A 20,995-nucleotide genomic window follows, 5' to 3' on the forward strand; every position below is an offset into this window, starting at 1 on the left:
GGGGCTATTTGCTGTTTCTTCTTGCGGGCGAATAGGAGTGAGAGAGACGGGGGATAATCAGAGCAATAGACATGCGACAGGAGGGACGTCTGTGAAAAATAAAGAGACTGTACGGAACAATGAATCTGCTGGTAACCTGTCAGCGAATCAACCGCTGAGCCTATCACTGGATGAGACGGTAGTACAGTTCAAGCGGATTTTTAATAATGACGGCACGCTGAGAGTCCGGATTATTGAGAATAACCAAGGCGTCCCTGTCCGCAGCGGCTTGATTTATGTGGATGGAATGGTGGATCGGAATCTTATTCAGAATGGAATTGTTAAGCCGGTAATGGCCTATGAATGCACTGAAGAAGACAACGTGGACCCGGCAGGTCTGATGGAGACCCTGCGGATGGAAGTCATTAGTATCGCTGATATTATGGCTTCTGTGGAGCTGGACGAACTGGTCGGAGCTGTCGTTAGCGGGAAGACGGTGTTCTTGCTCGATGGCTATGCCGGAGCGTTGATCATTGGCGCCCAGGGATGGGAAATACGGGCCATAGAAGAGCCTACAACGGAAAAAGCGGTCCGGGGCCCCAGAGAAGGCTTCACCGAATCGTTGCTGGTGAACCTGACCCTGATCCGCCGCAAGGTGCGGAATTCCGACTTGAAGTTTGTATTCACGGAGATTGGAACACGCAGCAAGACACAGACCTGTATCTGTTATATGGAGAGTCTGGCCTCGCCCGACATTCTTAAGGAGCTGTATGACCGGCTTGCGCGTGTGGAGATTGACCACATCCTCGATACGGGGTATCTGGCTGAACTCATCCGCGACGAACCCTATTCGCCGTTCGAGATGATAGGAAGTACAGAGCGGCCGGATTCCCTGGTCAGCAAAATGATGGAGGGTAGAATCGGGCTGCTGATTGAGGGCACCCCGTTTGTTTTGACCCTGCCGTATGTGTTTGTGGAGAATTTCCAGGCCAGTGAGGACTATTATATCAATTATTATTTCGCTTCTTTTAACCGGCTGCTGCGGGTCCTTGGCGCGTTCATGTCAATCAGCATTCCAGCCGGGTATGTCGCGCTCGTTACGTATTCCCAGGAGATGGTCCCCACCTTACTGCTGCTGAGTATAGCTACCGCCCGGCAATCCGTTCCGTTTCCAACAATAGTCGAGGCGCTGATCATGCTGACCATCTTCGAGGTGCTGCGGGAGGCAGGGGCGCGGATACCGACCTCCATTGGCCAGGCCGTCAGCATCGTCGGGGCGCTGGTGCTGGGCCAGGCTGCCGTGGATGCCCGGATTGTCAGCGCGCCGATGGTTATCGTGGTCGGGCTGACAGGAATTACGACGCTGCTGAACCCCAGATTAACCGGGCCGCTGATTATCGTAAGACTGGCGCTGCTGTTTATCACCTTTTTCCTGGGTATCTACGGGTATTTCTTCGGCCTGCTGGGTCTGGTCATTCACCTGATGAGCCTGCGCTCCTTCGGTGTCTCTTACATGCTCGGGGTAGGTTCGATCCGGCCGCAGGATATTAAGGATACCGCAATCCGTGCACCCTGGTGGGATATGTATCTGCGCCCTGCCATCATCGGAGCGCGCAATATGAGACGGAAGCCGTCCAAGAAGACGGCCAAACGGTCATGAGGCTTCTGCGCAGGGGGATGGCTTCTCTGCTCTCCCTGCTGCTGCTGCTGAACCTCTCTGGCTGCTGGAATTACACCGAGGTGGATGATATGGCTATTGTAGCCGGAGTGGCCATAGACAAGAATGAGGCGGACGGCAAGCTGCTGCTTACGGTAGAACTGGTCGATACCAACGGGGGAATGGACAAAACACAGGCAGGCTTCAAGATGATCAGCCTCAGTGGAGATACGATGTTTGAAATCGTGCGCAATATTATCTCTATAACCGGAAAGAAGCTGTTCTGGAGCCATGCCAAGTCTATTATTTTGAGCCGCGAGGTGGCCAGGGAAGGTCTGATTAAAGCGATTGACTGGTACAGCAGAGATACGGAGACCAGGTCGGATGTATTCATATTCGTGTCCGGGGAGAAGACCGCACGCGAGGTGCTGAACCTGAACAGTACCACGGAAACGATCATGTCGTTTGAATTGGCCCAAATGATGCGGGATGAGAAGTTCATCAGCACGGCGCCGGCGGTGGAAATATGGGATTTTATCGACAAGCTGGAAACGAAGGGAAATAATGCAACTGCACCGATGATAAGTATTCACGAGGAGAACAACAAGCAGAACGAGCGGGTTACGGGTACCGCCATATTCAAGAAGGACCGCATGGTAGGCAGTCTGAATGGCGATGAGAGCAAAAGTATGCTGTTTGTCAAAAATAAAATAAAAGGAGGTGTCCTGGATATGGACGATAAACAAGGGAACCCGGCATACTCTCTGGAGATTATCTCCAATCAGACCAAGGTGAAGCCAAGAATCGTGGACGGCAGACTTCAGATGCAGATTCATACCGTCACCAAGACGGGGCTTGATGAAGTAATGACCCCTCAGGGATTCGGCGAGGGCGAAAGTATTCAGGATATTGAACAAAGAGCGGGGGAACGGCTGCAGACTGATATTCTGGCAGTCATTCACAAGCTGCAGCGGGAATATGATGCCGATGTTTTTGGCTTTGGCGAGATGGTATTCGAGGAGCAGCCCAAGGTGTGGGCTAAGGTTAAGGATCACTGGCTGGATACGTTCGCCGATCTGGATGTGACTGTCAGCTCCAAGGTGATTATACAGAGCAGCGCAAAGACATCGCGGGCCATCAGACCGGGGGATTGATCATGGTCATTTACGTTATTATCATCTACGTTTTCGTGGCGGTACTTGATCCCTATGGTCTGCTGAAAAAAAGAATGAAGCGGGATTTCCTGGTCTGCTCCGCCTTATATCTGATCTCCTTCTCCCTGGCCTTCGCGCTGGCGATGCATTGGGAGATTCCCAGTCCGACCCCGCTGATTGTCGATTGGGTGAAACGGTTATACTAGAGCGCACTCCTGAAGGAGGATAGTCAGCATGAGCAAAGAGATTATACCGGCGGGGCAATCCATCAGCATAGTAGTATTATTTATCAGCGGCAGCTCCCTGTTCATGGGGACATCGAGCCAGTCCGGCAACGGGAGCTGGATTGCCCAGCTTTTGGCGATATTACTGGCCGTCCCGCTCGTACTGATCTATGCGAGACTTCATGTGCTGTTCCCGGGGAAGGATCTGTACGATATGCTGATCTCTGTATTCGGTTCAGTCTTCGGGCGGATGCTCTCCTGTCTGTATATCTGGTATGCTTTACATCTGGGCGCGCTGGTGCTGTGCAATTTCGGGGAGTTCAGCAAGACGGTGGCGTTAACCTCCACCCCGATGCTGGCCCCTATGCTTGTAATTGGCTTGCTCTGCATCTGGGTGGTCAATGCCGGGATAGAGGTGATTGGGAGAAGCGCAAAGTTCCTGCTGCTGTTCTCCTTCATTGTGATCGTCTTCATTCAACTGCTCTCTGTGCCCAAGTTCGAATATCATCATATGAAGCCGATGCTGGAGACCGGCTGGGGGCTTGTATTTGCTGATACAGCAGGCTCCTTTACCTTTCCCTTCGCCGAGATTGTGATCTTCCTGGGTGCCTTCGGGGCAATGCCTGCCAAAGGCTCGGCCAGAAGGGTGCTGATTGGCGGTACGCTGATTGCCGGGTTGATCATTATCATGATTACGCTGCGCAACCTGCTGGTGCTCGGTCCGGACATTCTTTCCAGCCTGTATTTCCCTTCGTATGTGGCGGTGAGCCGGATTAATATCGGTGATTTCTTGACCCGGATTGAAGGCTCGGCCGCCATCGTATTTGTCACGGCGCTATTCATTAAAGCCAGCTTGTGCCTGTACGTGACCTCCAATGGAGTGAGCAAAGTATTCAAGCTTAAAAGCTACAGGTCCGTGGTCCTCCAGATGGGGCTCATCATGGTGTATCTATCCGATTTCATCTACGCCGATATTATGGAAATGCAGTCTTTCGCCTATCATATCTATAAGGTGTATGCACTCCCGTTCCAGGTGTTCATTCCCGTGCTTCTGTGGCTTACCGCAGAGCTGCTCACCCGCAGAAAGGGTGGCAGGCAGGGGAGCCTCCAGGGGCAAAAGCAGCAACCGGAGTGAATGTACCTCTTACAAGTATTTATAAGTACTGCTGCCGCCGCCCTGCATTGCGGGGTTGTTTGGTTTCGTCCTATGCCCAAGTTAGCTATAATGAGAGACAGAGAGAATCTCATAGAATAGGTTATGAAAGGCGTGAAGACAGATGAGTGTATCCAGCATTGTAATGTCCTCACACTGGGGCAGGGAGGTCAGACATAAGCTTGTCTCGCAAGGCTCCAAGGTATTGGCGGTGGTATTTCCGGGACAGAATTATTCCGCCGAGCGGCCGCTGCTGGAGTATGCGGGCAAGCTGGCCAGGGAATACGGCTGTGACCTGCTGCTGCTGGAATATGGCTACCAGACTGCAAGGGTGCCCTTCAAGCGCGAGGAGATTGATATTGTTGCCGAAGAATGTAAGGTGGCACTTGCTTCACTACCCGAATATGAGCAGCTGCTGTTCATCAGCAAGAGTATGGGGACCATCGTTGCCGGTAAAGTGGCAGCAGAACCGGGGATGGGGGAGAAGGTCTCCCATCTGTTCCTCACACCGGTGGCTGAGAGCATCCCGTTCATCAGGCAGAGCCGGGGCAGTGTAATTTATGGCGGGAGTGACCCGATGTTCACCGGGCAGCATTCCGCCGAGCTGAGCGGGCTGAATCAGGTGCGGGTCTACCGGATTGACGACGCCAACCACTCTCTGGAAGTAGAAAGTGTCAATGAATCGCTGGCGGTACTGCTGGTTATTATTAATTTCTATCACGAGTTTTTCCGTGATTCACTGTAGGACAGGTACGAGGTCTATAAATAAGAAGGGGAGATGGACAATATGATTACAGAAGCGGCAATGCTACAGGTGAAGGCTGGACAGACCCGGCAGTTCGAACAGAGCTTCAGGGAGGCCTCCCCGCTGATTGCTTCGATAGACGGCTATTTGGGCCATGAGCTGCAGCATTGTCTGGAGGATGACCACAAATATCTGCTGATTGTCAGATGGCGCAGCCTCGAGGATCATACGGTGGGTTTCAGGGAATCTGCCCAGTATCAGGAATGGAAGGCACTGCTGCATCATTATTACAGTCCATTTCCGGTAGTTGAGCATTACTCGCAGATCAGTCTGAGTTAGGCGGGAAGGAGGGCTTGTATGCAGGGGAAAGTGATTGGTGAAGGCAGAACGGCGGAAGTTCTGGAGTACGCAGAGGGAACCATTCTTAAGCTGTACAAGGATGAGGTTCCAGAATCGCATGTGGACTTGGAATACCGTATCAGCAGACTGGTCCATGCACAGGGAGTGAATACCCCGCAGCCCCATGAACGGGTGATGGAGGGGGAGCGGCACGGTATCGTCTATCAGCAGATTCCGGGCCCTTCGCTGCTTAAGCTGATGGACGGGAAGCCGTGGCTGATTCTGAGCTGCCTCAGGCAGATGGCGGCTCTTCACTACAGCTTGCATCAGCTTGAAGGCGTGGGAGAAGCAGGAGAACAGAAGCAGCGGCTGGAGCATAATATTATTGCTGCACCTATGCTTGAGACCGGAGAGAAATCGCAGATTCTGTCCCATCTTGCGCGGCTGCCGGACGGGAAGAAGCTGTGTCATGGGGATTTCCATCCGGACAATATTCTGATGGATGACAAGCTGTGGGTGATTGACTGGATGACTGCGGTCACCGGCAACCCTGCGGCGGATGTGGCACGGTCTGTCATCATGTTCCGTATCGGGGCCATGCCTGAGCGGGCTTCTCTGTTCACTAAAGCGTTCATAGGGTTCGCCAGACAACGGATGACGGCGCAGTATATCCGCAAGTACCTGAAGTGCTCGGGCTTGACCCGTGCAGATATCGAGCCGTGGATTCTTCCCGTGGCGGCCGCGCGGCTGGTGGAGGGGCTGTCCATACCCGAGAAGGAGCTGCTGGTCCGGGAGATCCGCAAACGTCTGAGAGCTTTGCCCCGCGAACAATAGTATTTCATAGAGAAGGCAGGTGTGCAGAGGATGAGTACATATATTGCATTGCTGCGCGGCATTAATGTCGGCGGCAACAAGATTATTAAGATGCAGGAATTGAAGGCGATGTTCACCTCTCTCCAATATGAGAACGTGCGGACCTATATTCAGAGCGGTAACGTTGTATTTGAGAGTGAAGCCACTTCTGCCCCGCAGCTTGCCGGGACGATCAGCCAAAGTATTCAGCAGACCTTCGGCTTCGAGGTTGCTGTTATCATCCGTTCCCTGGAGGAACTGGAGGCAGTCATTACGGGCAATCCGTTCCCGCTGACGGAGCCGGAGGCCTTCAAGCGTCTGTATGTTTCGTTCCTGGCAGCGGAGCCTGCACCTGAAGCGCTGGAGAAGGTTCGTCCCTATGAGGATGGACCCGATAAGGTGCGGGTAATCGGCAAGGAATTGTACACCTGCTATGAGGTGAGTGTAAGCGAATCGCCGCTGTTCAAGGTGCAGCTCGACAAGCTGCTGGGCGTCACTATTACCGTACGCAACTGGAACACACTGAACAAAGTAGTGGCCTTGGCCCGCAAGCCGTGAAGGAATCAGCCTCCTTCTTCTAACTTCTAATCCCTGCCACCGCCCCCGTCCGGGCAGCATGCCGCTTCAGCGGTATGACTGCCTGGCGGGGGTATTTGGCATGTCCGGCACGGCCTGTATGATTCAGCAAACATTCAGCGGGTTTTCATTATGAGTTAAGGTACGGATGCCATAATACACCTAAGAAATGAATGAATCGGAGTGAATCAATCCATGAAATTACTGAAAAGGCCGGGTACCGATGTTGTACTGCTGATGATTCTGCTGCTGGCAGCCGTTCTATACGGCTATGGGATCTGGAATGAACAATATGCCAATACCTACTATACAACCGCAGTGGGGAGTATGCTGCAGAGCTTCCATAACTTTTTCTTCGTATCTCTGGATTCGGCAGGGTCCGTAACGGTGGATAAGCCGCCGGTAACCTTCTGGCTGCAGAGCTTAAGCGCGCTAATCTTCGGCCTGCATGGCTGGAGCGTCATTCTTCCGCAGGTACTGGGCGGTGTAGGCTCGGTGTTACTAGTCTATCTGCTGGTGAAGCCTGCATTCGGCAAGGCAGCGGCACGGCTCGCGGCGCTGGTTATGGCGGCTACTCCGGTAGCAGCGGCGGTAAGCCGCACGAACAATATTGACGCGCTGCTGGTATTCACTCTGCTGCTGGCTACATGGTTTCTCTTCAGGGGGACCAGAAGCCACCGGATGGGCAGCTTACTGGCTGCATTCGGGCTGATCGGTGTAGCCTTCAATGAGAAGATGCTGCAGGCCTATATGGTCCTTCCGGCATTCTACCTCTTCTATCTCCTGGCAGCCAAGGTGAACTGGAAAAAGAAGACCGGGACGCTTGCCGCCTGCACTGCTGTGCTGCTGGCAGTATCTCTCTCCTGGGCAGTAATTGTGGACTCCATCCCTGCGGATAAGCGGCCCTTTATTGGCAGCAGCGGCACCAATTCTGTACTTCATCTGGCATTTGGCTATAACGGTGTATCCCGTCTGACCGGAGACCGCAGTATGGGCGGGAGTGGTGGCTTCGGCGGCGGTGGTGGAATGCCGCAGATGAACGGCGAAATGCCCGGATTCAGCGGCGAATTCCCGGCAATGGATGGAACGGACAGGGCAGGGGAGACAGGCGGACAGGAGCAGAACCGGGATGCCGCAGCCGGAGATGATCAGGTCCGGGGCAACGGCGGAGCTGCACCGGGCCTGGGTGACGGAGAGCGGGGAATGGTTCCGGGCGGCCAGAATGGCAGGATGCAGGATCAAGAGGCCGGAGACGGCTTCGGCGGAGGAGGTCGAGAATTCGGCGGCGGCCAGCCCGGACGGGGTGGCGGCATGTTCAACACAGGCACCGCCGGTCCGCTGCGGCTGTTCCAGACGGAGCTGTCCAGCCAGGCCAGCTGGCTGCTGCCGTTCGTGCTCTTCGGCAGCATCGGGATCTTCGCCAGCCTGCGCCGGAAGAACTTCACCCGCCAGCATAAGGAAGCATTGTTCTGGCTGGCCTGGCTGGTACCGGTCATGGGGTTCTTCAGCATCGCCGGCTTCTTCCACCAGTATTATCTGATTATGATGGCTCCGCCGGTGGCGGCGCTGGCGGGTGCAGGCTGGTCGCAGCTCTGGAGCTATTACAAGGCACCTGTAACCTGGGTGTCCTGGCTGCTGCCCGCAGCAGTGCTTGCTACAACAGTGCTTGAAGTGTACATCATCCATCCTTATAACGATACCATCGGCCGCAGCTGGTCCTTGGGCATTCTGGCCGCCGGTATTGCAGGTTCTGTCCTGCTGGTGATTCTGCGGTTGCTGAAGGCTGTACGGAACAAGTCTTCCTGGTTACATGCAGCAGCCGTAACAGGATTTCTGGTGCTGCTGATTGGCCCGCTCTACTGGGCATTCACACCGATCACCTACGGCAATAACAGCATGACACCCGCAGCAGGCCCGGACAGCGGCAGCTCCTTCGGTTCCGGTTCCTTCGGAATGGGCGGAAGAAATGGCGCGGCCGGAATGAACGAGAATCTGCTGACCTATCTCAAGGAGCATAACACCGGCGAGAAATATCTGTTCGCAGCTATGGATTATGGAACGGCGGGTCCTTATATCATTGATGAAGGCGAGCAAGTCGTTATCCTTAACGGCTTCAATGCGTCGGATACGCCGTATACCACAGATACCCTGAAGACGCTTGTGGCCAGCGGCCAAGTGAAATACTTCCTGGTCACCAGCGGCGGGATGGGCGGCGGACGCGGAGGCAACTCGGAAATCACCGCATGGATCACCGCAAATGGCACAGAGGTTCCGGCCGCAGACTGGCAAGGGACACAAACGGGCAGCAATGGCGGAACCTTATACGAAGTGACCCTTGACTAACCCTCGAATTTCTCAAAAGCTTCACACGTAGAAAAGCAGCGATTCTCGTTATCGGAGAATCGCTGCTTGCTTTAATTGTCCAAATACACTTTCCGGCTTCGTTATTCGCCGTACCGCTAAGGCATAGCCCTCTTCACTCGGCAACCGTTCCCGTGCTTGGCTCTGGTATCGCAGCCGTTCCAGGCTAATGACCATGATTTTAGAAAGATTTGAAGAAACTTTTCCCGCTTAAACAGCGGAGAGGACGGACTGATTGTGTAAAAGCGGCAGCGGTCGCCTTGGTCTCCGGATTTTGACCGCTAAGGGGAATGAAAAAAATCTGGAGACCACAGCGATTGGAACAACGGGCCGTTCACGGAGCGTCCCCCCCAAGTGCCACGTTGATTTTACTCCAAAATAAAGAGGCTGTCCCAAGCGGCCATTTCATGGCTTTGGGACAGCCCATTATGCTACTTATTCGGCTGGATTTTAATTGAACCTTAAGCCTTCAGCAAGTCGTGATCGACATACCGCGCTCCGTTCAGCTCGCTGATAATATTGACCGCAACCTTCGCGCCGTCACCGGCAGTGATAATTGCGTGGACACTCAATCCGGCAACCGTTCCGGCTGCCCAGATTCCGTCAATGTTAGTTCTGCCTTCCGGCGAAGCAGCGATTACCGTCTTGATTCTTGGCTCCGTGCCATCCTTGGTCGTTACTCCGGCTGCGGCAGCCAGATCCGTCAGGACACCTGTAGCCAGCACGACATGCTTGGCCTCATAGGAAGCACCGCTCTCTGTCCCAATGACGAAGCCATCACCGCTTGCTACAAGTGATGTTGCCTGTTCGGCAACCAGCTCCGCCCCGAATTTCACGGCCTGCTTATGTCCGGTCTCGACGAGGTCCGGTCCGCCGATCTCGCTGATTCCATAATAGTTCTCATACCAGCCTCGGCGGGTCATGCCTTTGTCGTTGTCGATCAGCAGAGTTTTTTTGCCGGCCTTGGCAGCGAACAGGGCAGCGCTTGCACCGGCAGGACCGGCACCGATAATGGCGATTTCGTACATAATAATTACCTCCTAAATATTAGTCGGGCTAAGTCTTAATTATATCGTTAACTGCGGCTCATTAGCTAATCCGGCAGACGGGGAGCGAGACCTTGAAGCAGGCCCCCTCACCCGGGGGACTGGATACAGTAATTTCCCCCTGATGCGCTTCGGCAATCGCTTGGGTAATAGATAATCCGAGTCCTGAACCTCCGTATTTGCGTGTGCGGGATGAATCGCTGCGGTAGAACCGGTCGAAGACATGGGGGAGATGCTCCGCAGAGATGCCGGAGCCGTTATCCTTCACCGTCAATTCTGCTGCTTCACCATGGACATGAAGTGAAATGTGGATACTCCCGTGCTCTGCATCCGTATGTTGCACCGCATTGTGGAATAGATTAAGAAGGACCTGCTTAATCTGGTCAGGATCAACAAGGCAGCGGATGCCGCCGGAAAGGTCGAAGAGGACGTTACGCTCTCCGGCCAATACCAGCAGCTGTGGCCGCATCTCTTCAATTAGCTCATCCAGCAGTACATGCTTGACCCTGAGCTGCGGAGCACCGTCCATCCGGGCGAGCAGCAGCAGGTCCTCTACCAGCTTGTTGATCCGCCTGGCTTCCCCATGCATACTGTTCAGCGCGCTGTACAATTGTTCCCGGTTATCGGCAGCTCCGCGGAGCAGCACTTCCAGGAAGCCGTAGATTGAGGTCAGCGGCGTCCTCAGTTCATGAGAGGCATCGGCTGCGAACCGGCGCATCTGCTCTTTCGCCTCACGCTCATTCTGGAAGGAAATCTCCAGCCGCTCCAGCATTCCGTTGAAGGACTGGGAGAGCTGGTCGATCTCAAGCTGGCCCTGCTCGACAGGGAACCGCACATTAAGGTTGCCGGCATCTATGATCTGGGCGGACTTCCCCATATTGGACAGGGGAATCAGTGTCTTGCGCAGCGCCGGCAGATACAGGAGCAAGCCGGCCAGCAGAGCCGCTACTGACAATGCGCCGTAGATAAGCAGCTGCCGAAGAATGACATCCTTAAGCGGCCCGGTCTCGACACTCATCTGCAGAAGCATTCTGGCCGCTCCAGGCCTGCCCAGCTTCATGAAGACTGCCAGATGCTCGCGGCCATCCCCGGCGGTGATCAGCCGGTAGTCACCTGTAGACTTGTCCGGGGTGAGCTTCAGCAGGCGGATATATTCCGCGCTGCTCATTCTTGGTGCCGGTGAAGCCGACAGGGTCTCTTCCTGCAAGTCCCTGAAGCTGCCGTCCGGGCTGTAGATTGCTATCGTGGTATGGGCGTCCAGCAATAGGGGGCGGCGGTCGCCCGGGTGTCTGTTGCCTGTTCCGTTTACTTCACCTGGCAGATTGAAGAAGTCATAGGGAACCGAGCGGATCTGGGTTTCCATGGCCTCTGCCCGGTTGCTGTATATGAAATTCCGCATGAGCACATATTGGAGTACGCCGATCAGTATAAGCAACCCGGAGAGAATCAGCAGAGAGACGGCAAGCAGCTGTTTGCGCAGGGAGCGCGGTGCCCGGAAGTTGCCCGGGAGTCCCCGGGTCCGGGCAATCATACCAGATCCACCCGGTACCCCGCGCCGCGCAGGGTGCGGATAATCCGGTGCTCCTTGTCACCGAGCTTCTCCCGGAGGGAGCGGATATAGACCTCCACAATATTCTCCTCTCCGCCAAAATCATATCCCCAGACCCTGTCGAGGATCATCGGCTTGCTTAGCACCAGACCATGATTGATCACCAGGTATTGCAGCAGCTCATATTCCGTCGGAGACAGCTCCAGCACCTCGTCCCTATGGCGGATTTCCTTGCGGCGGCCGTCAATCCGGAAGGGGCCGCAGCGAACCTCGCCAAGCAGGCCCGGGAACTGGTTGCGCAGCCGCGCCTGAATGCGGGCCAGCAGCTCCTCGAAGCTGAACGGCTTGACCATATAGTCATCCGCGCCGGTAGACAGGCCTTTGACCCGGTCATCCACTTCATCCTTGGCGGTCAGCATAATCACAGCCACCTCCGCCTCCTCTGAACGGAGACAGCGGACGACCTCGAAGCCGTCCATGCCGGGCATCATGACGTCGAGAATGACCACATGCGGCTTGAACGCTGCGGCCGCAGCGATGGCACCCGCCCCATCCGGGGCAGTCTGTACTTCAAAGCCTTCATGGGTCAGGCCCAGCTCCAGGAACTGAAGGATATGCGGCTCATCATCCACCAACAGCAGACGGACACCTTGTGCTGCTCTCATTTTGGAAATTCCTCCATATTCAGTATTCTGTGATTACAGTATGTCCATAGTATGACAATGCCGGTTGAACGTTTGCTGAAAATAGGACTTTGGAGCCAAGGATTGGATTCAGAAATGTCGTTCAGGGTTAATCATAATGGTTAATCTAATTATACGGAAATAGGAAGCTGTGAAATAAGAAATATAGCTGGAATTTAAAAGTTATCAGGCAGGCAATAAAGGGTTTTGACGGTGGAGATCGAACACTTTACAATAAGGATACCAACCGGGTTTTGCGTGCTCCAATGGAAATCCGGCAGCTTGTCCCGTTAGTCTCTCTCCTCCCCGTTTCAATCCCGTATTCATTCCTGTCATGGGCATTTCTTATGGTCTGCTTCTTGTTACTGCACAACACTAATTACTGCACAGCATTAATCATTCATCCTATTTATTACATGCTTCATCACCCATAAGTCAAGGAGGCTCTTCCATGAAGAAAAAAGAGATGGTAGCCATGCTATTGGCGGGAGGCCAAGGGAAAAGATTAAAAAGTTTGACTAAGTCGATTGCCAAACCCGCTGTTTATTTCGGAGGAACCTACCGCATCATCGACTTCCCTTTGAGTAATTGCTCGAATTCGGGGATTGACACAGTGGGTGTACTGACACAGTATGAACCGCTGGTGCTGCATTCGTATATCGGAGTTGGCAGTGACTGGGATCTGAACCGCAAGGATGGCGGCGTATTTGTATTGCCTCCGCATGAACGGGAGAATGGAAGCAGCTGGTACCGGGGAACGGCGGATGCGATTTACCGTAATCTCAAGTTTGTGGATCAGTTCGATCCGGAGCATGTGTTAATTCTGTCGGGAGACCATATTTACAAGATGGATTATCATGCCATGCTGCAATATCACAAATCCAAGAACGCCGACTGCACCATCTCGGTCATTGACGTTCCACTGGAGGAAGCGAGCCGGTTCGGCATACTGAATACGGAAGATGATCTCAAAATTTACGAGTTCGATGAGAAACCAGCCCATCCTAAGAGCACACTTGCTTCTATGGGGGTATATATTTTCAAATGGGATGTGCTCCGCAAGCATCTGCTTGAGGACGGGGAGAACGCCGGCTCGTCCCATGACTTCGGCAAGGACATTATTCCAATGATGCTGGATGAGGGACAGTCCCTCTATGCTTATCCTTTTGAAGGCTACTGGAGAGATGTGGGTACGGTAGACAGCCTGTGGGAAGCGAATATGGATCTCCTAAGCGACACGCCTCCACTGAATCTGAATGATACCGGCTGGAGAATCTTCACCCGCAATCCGAATCAGCCCGCACAATATGTTGCCCCGGGAGCGAAGGTCTCCAGCTGCATCATTAATGAAGGCTGCATCGTGCACGGCGAGGTGAAGCATTCGGTACTCTTCTACGGAGTGGAAGTGGGCGAAGGCAGTGTAATCACCGATTCTGTTATTATGCCCAAGGTGAAGATCGGCAAGAACGTGAGAATTCACAAAGCGATCATCAGTGAGAACACGGTCATTGAGGATAATATGGAAATCGGCATCGACCGGGAGAATGAGGACGAAATTCTGCTGATCGACAAACGAAGTAAGAAGCTCAAAGCTGTAGCAGCCAAAACCATATAACCACAAGAGGGCGGGGGATTCCGATGAAAGAGCTTATGGGCGTAATTAATCTTGATCATGAACTGGATAATCTAAATGAATTGACCTATTTCCGCTGCGGGGCAGCGGTCCCCTTCGCCAGCCGTTACCGGCTGATTGATTTCGTCTTGTCCAACATGATGCGCGCGGAGCTGGAGAGCGTAGGGCTATTCGTCCGCCGCAAATACCGTTCGCTGATGGATCATCTCGGCGACGGCAAATCGTGGGATATGAACCGGAAGCATGGCGGGCTGTTCATTCTGCCGCCGGACTGGAATGATCCTACAGACACCTCCCTGGGAGACCTGCAGCATTATCATAACAATCTGGATTTCTTCAAGCGGGCTGCGGCCAAATATATTGTCTTCTCCGGCAGCCAGCATATTAATACGGTGGATCTGCAGGATCTGTATCAGTACCATCTGGAGCAGGGCGCAGATGTAACTATGGTCTATAAGCAGATCGACGAGCTTCAGCCGGAGCATGATCCGTGCCTGCGCGTGGAACTGAATGATGATAACGAGGTAACCAATATCCACCATGAGAAGCATCATCCCAATGTGTATCTGGATATTTTTATCATGGAGAAGAAGCTGTTCCTGGAGCAGGTAGAGCATTGCATCGCCCATGGCGAGAGTTATTTCTTCCGCGATGCCATTCAGAAGAACCGCCACAAGTTCAAAATCTCCGCCTATGAATATACGGGTTATCATTCTGTAATCAACTCGCTGGAGAGTTACTACAAGAATAGCCTGGAGCTGCTGAAGCAGGAGAATTATTTCGGCCTGTTCAAGGAGAGTCCGGTGCAGACCAAGATTAAATATGAAGCTCCTACCCGTTATCTGGACAGCGCGTCGGTCAGTAATTCGCTGGTTGCCAACGGCTGTGTGATCGCCGGAACGGTGGAGAATAGTGTAATCTTCCGCGGTGTGCAGGTCCGTAAGGGTGCCAAGATTATCAACTCTGTCATTATGCAGAAATGCGTCATTGAAGAGAATGCCGTCATTGAGAATGTCATCATGGACAAAGATGTGCATCTTAGTAAAGACCGGATACTCGTGGGTGACAGCAGGCGTCCATTTGTCATAGCCAAGAGCAGCAAGATATAATATCTGGATCAGGGGAAATGTTCCGCTTCGGGGCATTTCTTCTGATCCAGTGTTGTAATAGGCCCTATTTTCTACAAATACAAGTATCTGTTAGGAGGAACCTGCCGTTGTTCAACGATAAAGAGACTTTCAAGCAAGTGTTCCGTGAGAAACTCATCGGGAAATTAGGCAAGCCGCTTGAGGAAGCTTCCAATGCTGATATTTATAATATTCTCGGCAACATGATCCGTGAGAGTGCGGGGAAGGACTGGGCAGCCACCAATCAGAAGTTCAAGATCGACAAGGATAAGCAGGTGTATTATTTCTCCATGGAGTTCCTGATCGGCAGGCTGCTCGGAAATAACCTGCTGAATATGGGTGTGCTGGAAGTAGTTCGGGAGGGCCTCTCGGAGCTGGGCTTCTGTCTGCAGGACATCGAAGAGGTAGAAGCGGATGCCGGACTTGGCAACGGGGGGCTGGGCCGCCTGGCCGCCTGCTTCCTGGACTCGCTTGCTTCTCTGCAATATGCAGGTCACGGCTGCGGCATCCGTTATAAATACGGCTTGTTCGAGCAGAAGATTGTAGACGGCTATCAGGTCGAGCTGCCGGATTACTGGCTGCAGAATGATAATGTGTGGGAAGTGCGCCGCGAAGACAAGCAGGTAGAAGTGCGGTTCTGGGGACAGGTGGATACCCGCTGGGAGAACGATGAGCTTGTGTTTGAACACAAGGACTATGAAGCCGTACGGGCGGTCCCTTATGATATTCCGGTCATTGGTGCGGACCGCAGACATGTGAATACGCTGCGGAACTGGAGTGCGGAGTCGATCACCCAGCCTTCGAGAGTCTTCGGTTCTCTGGGCGGAACGGATTATCACAAGTTCCTGGAATACAAGCGGTCCGTGGAATCCATCTCGGAATTCTTGTATCCCGATGATTCCCAGTACGAGGGCAAGCTGCTTCGGCTGAAGCAGCAATATTTCCTGTGCAGTGCCGGTCTGCAGAGTATTATACGGACCTTTGCCAAGACGGGCGTGCCGATTGAGAGCCTGGCGGACAAGGTGGCCCTGCATATCAATGATACTCACCCTACCCTCGTCATCCCAGAGCTGATGCGCATTCTGATGGATGTCTATCAGCTGGGCTGGGATCAGGCCTGGAGCATGACCACCCGGATGGTATCGTATACCAACCATACCATTCTGAGCGAGGCACTGGAGAAGTGGCCTATCGGCATGGTCAGAGAGCTGCTTCCGCGCATCTTCCTGATTATTGAGGAGATCAATGCCCGCTTCTGCGGCGAACTGATGAGCAAATATCCCGGCGATCAGGACCGGATCAATCAGATGGCGATCATCCATGATGATCAGGTGCGGATGGCGCATCTGGCGATTGTCGCCAGCCATAGTGTGAACGGCGTAGCGGCGCTGCATACGGAAATCCTGCAGAAGCGTGAAATGCGCCTGTTCAATGAGATGTATCCGCACCGCTTCAATAACAAGACCAACGGCATCACGCACCGCCGCTGGCTGCAGCATGCCAATCCTGAGCTGGCCGGACTGATCAGCGAATCCATTGGCACCCGCTGGATGCATCAGCCCCAGGAGATGATCGGGCTGATCAAGTACAGCGAGGATGCCTCCTTCCAGGAGCAGGTAGCCGCCATCAAACGCCGCAACAAGCTGCATCTGGCGGAGTATATCACCAGTAAGCACGGCATCCAGGTAGACCCGGATTCGATCTTCGACGTTCAGGTGAAGCGCCTGCATGCCTACAAGCGCCAGCTGCTGAACGTGCTTCATATTATGCATCTGTATAATCAGATCAAAGATAATCCTTCGATTAATATAGTCCCGCGTACCTTCATCTTCGGTGCCAAGGCAGCGCCGAGCTATCATCTGGCCAAACGGGTCATTAAGCTGATTAACACAGTGGCCGATGTGGTAAACAAAGACCCTGATATTAACGGGAAGATCCGCATCTTCTTCCTGGAGAATTATTCGGTATCTCTGGCGGAGAAGATTATTCCGGCAGCCGATGTAAGTGAGCAGATCTCTACAGCGAGCAAGGAAGCCTCCGGTACCGGGAATATGAAGTTTATGATGAACGGTGCGCTGACCATCGGAACCATGGACGGGGCTAACGTGGAGATGCATGAAATGGTGGGGGATAATAATATGTTCCTGTTCGGCCTCCGGGCAGAGCAGGTGCTCGATTACTACCAATACGGCGGCTACCACGCCCGCGATATTTATAATGGCGATGGCCGTGTTAAGGAAGTCCTGGATCAGTTAATCACACCCGGGCCGTTCTGCTCTCATGCCCAGGAGTTCGATACGCTCTTCCAGTCGCTGATTGACAACAATGATGAATTCTTCGTGCTGAAGGATTTCGCCAGCTATGTGGAGACCCATGTCAAGATTGATCTGGCTTACCGGAATCAGAAGGAATGGCTCAAGAAGTCCGTGATCAATATCGGCCATTCCGGCAAATTCTCCAGCGATAATACGATTAGCCGTTACGCCTCCGAGATCTGGCATATCAATCCGGTACGGCTGTAACGCAGGCGCAGCCAGAGGCTGCAGCTTCACAGCTGCAGCTCCGGCCTGAGTAATTACACGTGAAGAAGCCGCTCCAGCCCGCAGGAATGATTCCTGCGGCGGGGCGGCTTTTTTTCAGCTTCAGCGCTTCCTTCTGATTATAGAGCAAGAATTACAGTACCTCAGAGACCATGGCTGCGAACCGTTCAAGGAACCGGCGCTCCTCGTCGTCGAAGCGGTGCTTAAGCGGACTGTCGATATCCAGTACGCCATAGAGGGTGTCTCCTTTGACCAGCGGAACGACAATTTCGCTATTCGAGGCCGCATCACAGGCAATATGTCCGGGGAAGGCATGAACATCGCCTACGACAAGCGTGCGCCGCTCTGAGGCTGCGGTTCCGCATACGCCGCGGCCAAGCGGAATGCGGATACAGGCCGGAAGTCCCTGGAAGGGGCCAAGCACCAGCTCTTTGCCGTCATACAAGTAGAAACCGGTCCAATTGGTGTCCGGTAGAGATAGCTTTAAGAGCGCCGAAGCGTTGGCCAAGTTGGCAATGGCGTTCGGCTCGCCTTCCATAAGTGCCCCGAGCTGGCTTAGAACGGCCTCGAACCGTTCACTGCGAGTGCCGTCATAAGGCATAGCTTGAAACATGAAGCATCACCTTCCTGTACCTTGAGTCAGTATGAATCCCATAACTGTTAACTATCAAGATAGTACAGGGAAGCGTTATACGTCAAGCATTTAACGAAGGATTAACAGCTTTTACCGCATAGTGGAATAACAGGAAGAGGTGTGAATTCCTGCAGCGCTTATGTTTCCGGGAACGCAGGGCAGGGTAATGTTTTTATAAATACAGCAGGCTAGTAGCCAGAAGGAGTGGAACATGCGCGCCGACGTACAGAACTTGTTTATTGGAATCCATATGCTTTATTGTGCACATGAGAAGGATCTGACACTGACAGAAATGTTGCCGGAGCTGGAGAATCTGGGATACCGGGTGGCGGAGCGCGAAGTGAAACAGGAGCTGGAACGGCTGACTCAGGAGAATTTCCTCACGGCCCATGGCGACGCCTATAGTGTTACGGGAACGGGCATTGAAGAATTCAAGGCGATTCAGGCCAAGCTTGGAGTGCTGTGTACTGAAGTGCTTAAGCCGGTTAAGGCAGCGGGTGCTTCGGGCTAAGTCTGTACCTGGTATCGGGTGAAAACTTGTATTTCGCATAAAGCGGAGCGTCTGACCCTGTGGCAGTAAGCCATACGGTGCAGACGCTATTTTTGCGGAGTTCGTGTATACTTATAAAGGTGAAAGGGGTCGGAAACATGTATGTATGCGGCGGTGTGATCCCGGAATTAAGCGGACGAAATGTACGGCTGCGGGCAATGGCTGCCGCAGATGCGCCGGCCCTGCTGGGGATCTGGAGTCATTCTGAGGTGGCTCCCTGGCTGGATGGGCCGCCTCTGTCTTCAGTTGAGGATGCGGAAGCGCTGATTGCTCTGCTGACAGAGTGGGCCGCGGAGGAAGAAAGCCTGCGCTGGAGCATCCTCGGACCGGATGGCGTTGTCATCGGGAGCTGCGGGTATAACCACTGGCAGCTGGAGGGCGCCTACCGGGGGGAGATCGGATTTGAGCTGTCACCGGCGGTCATGCGGCGGGGATATATGCGGGAAGCGCTGGAGCTGATGCTGGAATTCGGCTTCCGGAGCATGGGGCTGAACCGGATTGAAGCCATCTGCATCCCGGATAATCTCCGGGCGCAGAGACTGCTCGCGGGGCTTGGCTTCCGGCAGGAGGGGCTGCTGCGGCAGTACCGGCATACGGCTTCCGGCTACCAGGATGTACAGATGTATTCCCTGCTGCAGGGAGAGGCTGGCGCAGGACGGAGAACATAGAGAGAGGGTATGGGTTCATTGAAGTCACCGGGGGAAATGGAACGGAAGTTAATATTGACGGGCGTATTGCTGGCTACTTTTCTGGCAGCGATTGAAGGGACAGTGACCGGGCCTGCGGGGCCGGCTATTGTAGGGGATTTCCAGGGGATGCAGTGGTTAAGCTGGATCTTCACAGCCTATCTGCTGGCGATGGCGGTTACCACGCCTATTTTTGGCAAGCTTAGTGATTTGATCGGGCGTAAGCCCGTGTTCATTGGCGGGGCAGTGGTGTTTTTGGCCGGCTCGCTGTTATGCGGTGTGTCGCAGAGTATGGAGCAGCTGATTATTTTCCGGGGGATACAGGGGATCGGTGCCGGGGCGCTGATTCCGATGACCTTTACCATTATTGGGGACATCTACAGCATCAAGGAACGGGCGAAGACCCAGGGGCTGCTTAGCTCGGTATGGGGGATTTCTTCCCTGGTCGGGCCGCTGCTTGGCGGTTATGTAGTCGATTATTTAAGCTGGCGCTGGGTGTTCGTATTCAATTTGCCGTTTGGCCTGCTGTCGATTATATTCATCTCGCGGTATCTGAAGGAAGAGAAGGTCCGCCGCAAGACGAAGATTGATGTTGCCGGAGTGCTGCTGTTCGCTGCGGGGATGGGTGCGCTGCTCTTCGGTCTTACGACTGGAGGACAGAGTCTCGCCTGGACGTCTCCGCTGCTGCTGGCGATTCTCCTGGCAGCGGTCCTGCTGCTGGTGGTGTTCCTGTTCGTGGAGCGCCGGGCTCCTGAGCCGATGCTGCCGCTGGAGTTGTTCTCTATCCGTAATATTGCAGTCTCTACGGGAGCGAATCTGCTGGTCAGCACCTTGATTATCGGCCTGTCTACTTATGTTCCGCTGTGGGTGCAGGGCGTATTCGGCAAAAGCGCGGCCCTCTCCGGCCTGCTCCTGGCACCGATGTCGGTCGGCTGGATGCTGGGCTCCATCGCTGGCGGACGGATGATTCTGCGGGCGGGCTCCCGCCGGACGGGAATGCTGGGGCTGTCACTGATCGTTGTCGCAGCAGTGGGGCTTACGCTGATGAATGCAGAGTCCTCCCAGCTGCTGCTGCTGATCCTGATGCTGTTCTGCGGGGTGGGCTTCGGCTATGCTTCAACCGTCTTCACGATTATCGCCCAGTCCTCCGTGCAGCACGAGCAGCGCGGGGCCTCCACGGCACTGAATACCTTCACCCGCTCACTCGGGCAGACGGTGGGGGTGGCTATCTTCGGTTCCTGGCTGAACTTCAATATTGACCGGAGGCTGGCCGAAGAGCCTGGAGCTGCTGCCTCCGGGGCGGATATTAATCAGCTGCTTAACCCGCATAGCGGGAGCGCCTTGTCCGGGGAAGCCTGGAGTAGTCTGCAAGGTGCTCTGGAAGGCGGTCTGCATTCCCTCTTCATTGTCATGGCGGCGTTTGCTGTGATATCTCTGGTCATCTCGGCGGGCCTGGATAAAGGGGTGCCCTCGATTCAAGAGGTACGCACCCCCTCCAAGCAATAGC

19 protein-coding genes are annotated in these 20,995 nt (G+C 54.0%); 15 read left to right on the forward strand and 4 right to left on the reverse strand.

Annotated elements, in window-relative coordinates:
- Window positions 1–91: 91 nt before the first annotated feature.
- The 9 genes from HQN87_RS26010 (at window position 92) to HQN87_RS26050 (ending at window position 9,022) form a co-directional block, all read left to right on the forward strand.
- On the forward strand, window positions 92–1,639 hold the full coding sequence (locus HQN87_RS26010; protein ID WP_173139239.1) for a spore germination protein: 1,548 nt from the start codon (window positions 92–94) through the stop codon (window positions 1,637–1,639).
- Window positions 1,636–2,790 carry a Ger(x)C family spore germination protein gene (locus HQN87_RS26015; RefSeq protein ID WP_173139241.1) on the forward strand — a complete coding sequence of 385 codons (1,155 nt, stop codon included), beginning with the start codon at window positions 1,636–1,638 and terminating at the stop codon, window positions 2,788–2,790. The genes HQN87_RS26010 and HQN87_RS26015 overlap by 4 nt, the downstream gene beginning before the upstream one ends.
- Before the next feature lie 2 nt (window positions 2,791–2,792).
- Window positions 2,793–2,996, forward strand: coding sequence for a hypothetical protein (locus tag HQN87_RS26020; RefSeq protein WP_173139243.1), 204 nt, complete (start codon window positions 2,793–2,795; stop codon window positions 2,994–2,996).
- Window positions 2,997–3,024: 28 nt separating this feature from the next.
- Window positions 3,025–4,149, forward strand: a complete 1,125-nt coding sequence (locus tag HQN87_RS26025; protein ID WP_173139245.1) for a GerAB/ArcD/ProY family transporter — start codon at window positions 3,025–3,027, stop codon at window positions 4,147–4,149.
- 142 nt (window positions 4,150–4,291) lie between these two features.
- Entirely contained in the window at window positions 4,292–4,912 is a 621-nt protein-coding gene (locus tag HQN87_RS26030) for a BTB/POZ domain-containing protein (protein WP_173139247.1), read from the forward strand.
- Between the two features lie 42 nt (window positions 4,913–4,954).
- Window positions 4,955–5,251 (forward strand): antibiotic biosynthesis monooxygenase family protein, encoded by a 297-nt coding sequence (locus HQN87_RS26035; protein WP_173139249.1) that lies wholly within the window; start codon window positions 4,955–4,957, stop codon window positions 5,249–5,251.
- Between the two features lie 18 nt (window positions 5,252–5,269).
- Window positions 5,270–6,085 (forward strand): aminoglycoside phosphotransferase family protein, encoded by an 816-nt coding sequence (locus HQN87_RS26040; protein WP_173139251.1) that lies wholly within the window; start codon window positions 5,270–5,272, stop codon window positions 6,083–6,085.
- A 30-nt stretch (window positions 6,086–6,115) separates the two neighbouring features.
- On the forward strand, window positions 6,116–6,661 hold the full coding sequence (locus tag HQN87_RS26045; protein ID WP_173139253.1) for a DUF1697 domain-containing protein: 546 nt from the start codon (window positions 6,116–6,118) through the stop codon (window positions 6,659–6,661).
- Window positions 6,662–6,874: 213 nt separating this feature from the next.
- On the forward strand, window positions 6,875–9,022 hold the full coding sequence (locus HQN87_RS26050) for an ArnT family glycosyltransferase (RefSeq protein WP_173139255.1): 2,148 nt from the start codon (window positions 6,875–6,877) through the stop codon (window positions 9,020–9,022).
- A gap of 479 nt (window positions 9,023–9,501) precedes the next feature.
- Here the strand turns inward: HQN87_RS26050 and HQN87_RS26055 are convergent, their stop codons facing one another.
- The 3 genes from HQN87_RS26055 to HQN87_RS26065 all read right to left on the reverse strand — a co-directional run bounded on the left by HQN87_RS26055 (window position 9,502) and on the right by HQN87_RS26065 (window position 12,300).
- A complete protein-coding gene (locus HQN87_RS26055) occupies window positions 9,502–10,068 on the reverse strand; it encodes an FAD-dependent oxidoreductase (protein ID WP_173139257.1) in 567 nt (188 codons plus the stop codon).
- Window positions 10,069–10,129: 61 nt separating this feature from the next.
- Window positions 10,130–11,617 carry a sensor histidine kinase gene (locus HQN87_RS26060; protein ID WP_173139259.1) on the reverse strand — a complete coding sequence of 496 codons (1,488 nt, stop codon included), beginning with the start codon at window positions 11,615–11,617 and terminating at the stop codon, window positions 10,130–10,132.
- Complete coding sequence (locus HQN87_RS26065) at window positions 11,614–12,300, reverse strand: response regulator transcription factor (RefSeq protein ID WP_173139261.1); 687 nt, start codon at window positions 12,298–12,300, stop codon at window positions 11,614–11,616. The genes HQN87_RS26060 and HQN87_RS26065 overlap by 4 nt, the downstream gene beginning before the upstream one ends.
- Window positions 12,301–12,769: 469 nt before the next feature.
- Here HQN87_RS26065 and HQN87_RS26070 point away from each other — a divergent pair, with 469 nt between their 5' ends.
- The 3 genes from HQN87_RS26070 to HQN87_RS26080 all read left to right on the forward strand — a co-directional run bounded on the left by HQN87_RS26070 (window position 12,770) and on the right by HQN87_RS26080 (window position 17,600).
- Window positions 12,770–13,933 (forward strand): glucose-1-phosphate adenylyltransferase, encoded by a 1,164-nt coding sequence (locus HQN87_RS26070; protein ID WP_173139263.1) that lies wholly within the window; start codon window positions 12,770–12,772, stop codon window positions 13,931–13,933.
- Window positions 13,934–13,956: 23 nt separating this feature from the next.
- The gene (gene glgD / locus HQN87_RS26075; RefSeq protein WP_173139265.1) at window positions 13,957–15,060 is read left to right on the forward strand and encodes a glucose-1-phosphate adenylyltransferase subunit GlgD; all 1,104 of its coding nucleotides are present in this window, start codon (window positions 13,957–13,959) and stop codon (window positions 15,058–15,060) included.
- A gap of 107 nt (window positions 15,061–15,167) precedes the next feature.
- On the forward strand, window positions 15,168–17,600 hold the full coding sequence (locus HQN87_RS26080) for a glycogen/starch/alpha-glucan phosphorylase (protein WP_173139267.1): 2,433 nt from the start codon (window positions 15,168–15,170) through the stop codon (window positions 17,598–17,600).
- Window positions 17,601–17,751: 151 nt separating this feature from the next.
- Here the strand turns inward: HQN87_RS26080 and HQN87_RS26085 are convergent, their stop codons facing one another.
- Window positions 17,752–18,231 (reverse strand): GAF domain-containing protein, encoded by a 480-nt coding sequence (locus tag HQN87_RS26085; RefSeq protein ID WP_246553257.1) that lies wholly within the window; start codon window positions 18,229–18,231, stop codon window positions 17,752–17,754.
- Window positions 18,232–18,463: 232 nt separating this feature from the next.
- Between HQN87_RS26085 and HQN87_RS26090 the strand changes: the two genes are divergently transcribed.
- From HQN87_RS26090 to HQN87_RS26100, 3 genes are all read left to right on the forward strand, one after another.
- Window positions 18,464–18,763, forward strand: coding sequence for a hypothetical protein (locus HQN87_RS26090; protein ID WP_036700151.1), 300 nt, complete (start codon window positions 18,464–18,466; stop codon window positions 18,761–18,763).
- A 137-nt stretch (window positions 18,764–18,900) separates the two neighbouring features.
- Window positions 18,901–19,470: a GNAT family N-acetyltransferase gene (locus HQN87_RS26095; RefSeq protein ID WP_173139269.1), complete on the forward strand. Its 570-nt coding sequence runs from the start codon at window positions 18,901–18,903 to the stop codon at window positions 19,468–19,470.
- A gap of 36 nt (window positions 19,471–19,506) precedes the next feature.
- Entirely contained in the window at window positions 19,507–20,994 is a 1,488-nt protein-coding gene (locus HQN87_RS26100) for an MDR family MFS transporter (RefSeq protein WP_173139271.1), read from the forward strand.
- Window position 20,995: the final 1 nt, after the last annotated feature.

The organism is Paenibacillus tritici (assembly GCF_013204885.1).
GTDB lineage: Bacteria > Bacillota > Bacilli > Paenibacillales > Paenibacillaceae > Paenibacillus_AQ > Paenibacillus_AQ tritici.

What these genes read in the sequence shown, in the direction of transcription:
- HQN87_RS26055 (WP_173139257.1), bottom strand. Translation starts at nt 10,068, where the DNA reads ATGTACGAAATCGCCATTATCGGTGCCGGTCCTGCCGGTGCAAGCGCT.
- HQN87_RS26025 (WP_173139245.1), top strand. Translation starts at nt 3,025, where the DNA reads ATGAGCAAAGAGATTATACCGGCGGGGCAATCCATCAGCATAGTAGTA.
- glgD (WP_173139265.1), top strand. Translation starts at nt 13,957, where the DNA reads ATGAAAGAGCTTATGGGCGTAATTAATCTTGATCATGAACTGGATAAT.
- HQN87_RS26060 (WP_173139259.1), bottom strand. Translation starts at nt 11,617, where the DNA reads ATGATTGCCCGGACCCGGGGACTCCCGGGCAACTTCCGGGCACCGCGC.
- HQN87_RS26100 (WP_173139271.1), top strand. Translation starts at nt 19,507, where the DNA reads ATGGAACGGAAGTTAATATTGACGGGCGTATTGCTGGCTACTTTTCTG.
- HQN87_RS26040 (WP_173139251.1), top strand. Translation starts at nt 5,270, where the DNA reads ATGCAGGGGAAAGTGATTGGTGAAGGCAGAACGGCGGAAGTTCTGGAG.
- HQN87_RS26090 (WP_036700151.1), top strand. Translation starts at nt 18,464, where the DNA reads ATGCGCGCCGACGTACAGAACTTGTTTATTGGAATCCATATGCTTTAT.
- HQN87_RS26070 (WP_173139263.1), top strand. Translation starts at nt 12,770, where the DNA reads ATGAAGAAAAAAGAGATGGTAGCCATGCTATTGGCGGGAGGCCAAGGG.
- HQN87_RS26065 (WP_173139261.1), bottom strand. Translation starts at nt 12,300, where the DNA reads ATGAGAGCAGCACAAGGTGTCCGTCTGCTGTTGGTGGATGATGAGCCG.
- HQN87_RS26035 (WP_173139249.1), top strand. Translation starts at nt 4,955, where the DNA reads ATGATTACAGAAGCGGCAATGCTACAGGTGAAGGCTGGACAGACCCGG.
- HQN87_RS26050 (WP_173139255.1), top strand. Translation starts at nt 6,875, where the DNA reads ATGAAATTACTGAAAAGGCCGGGTACCGATGTTGTACTGCTGATGATT.
- HQN87_RS26020 (WP_173139243.1), top strand. Translation starts at nt 2,793, where the DNA reads ATGGTCATTTACGTTATTATCATCTACGTTTTCGTGGCGGTACTTGAT.
- HQN87_RS26085 (WP_246553257.1), bottom strand. Translation starts at nt 18,231, where the DNA reads ATGTTTCAAGCTATGCCTTATGACGGCACTCGCAGTGAACGGTTCGAG.
- HQN87_RS26045 (WP_173139253.1), top strand. Translation starts at nt 6,116, where the DNA reads ATGAGTACATATATTGCATTGCTGCGCGGCATTAATGTCGGCGGCAAC.
- HQN87_RS26030 (WP_173139247.1), top strand. Translation starts at nt 4,292, where the DNA reads ATGAGTGTATCCAGCATTGTAATGTCCTCACACTGGGGCAGGGAGGTC.
- HQN87_RS26095 (WP_173139269.1), top strand. Translation starts at nt 18,901, where the DNA reads ATGTATGTATGCGGCGGTGTGATCCCGGAATTAAGCGGACGAAATGTA.
- HQN87_RS26015 (WP_173139241.1), top strand. Translation starts at nt 1,636, where the DNA reads ATGAGGCTTCTGCGCAGGGGGATGGCTTCTCTGCTCTCCCTGCTGCTG.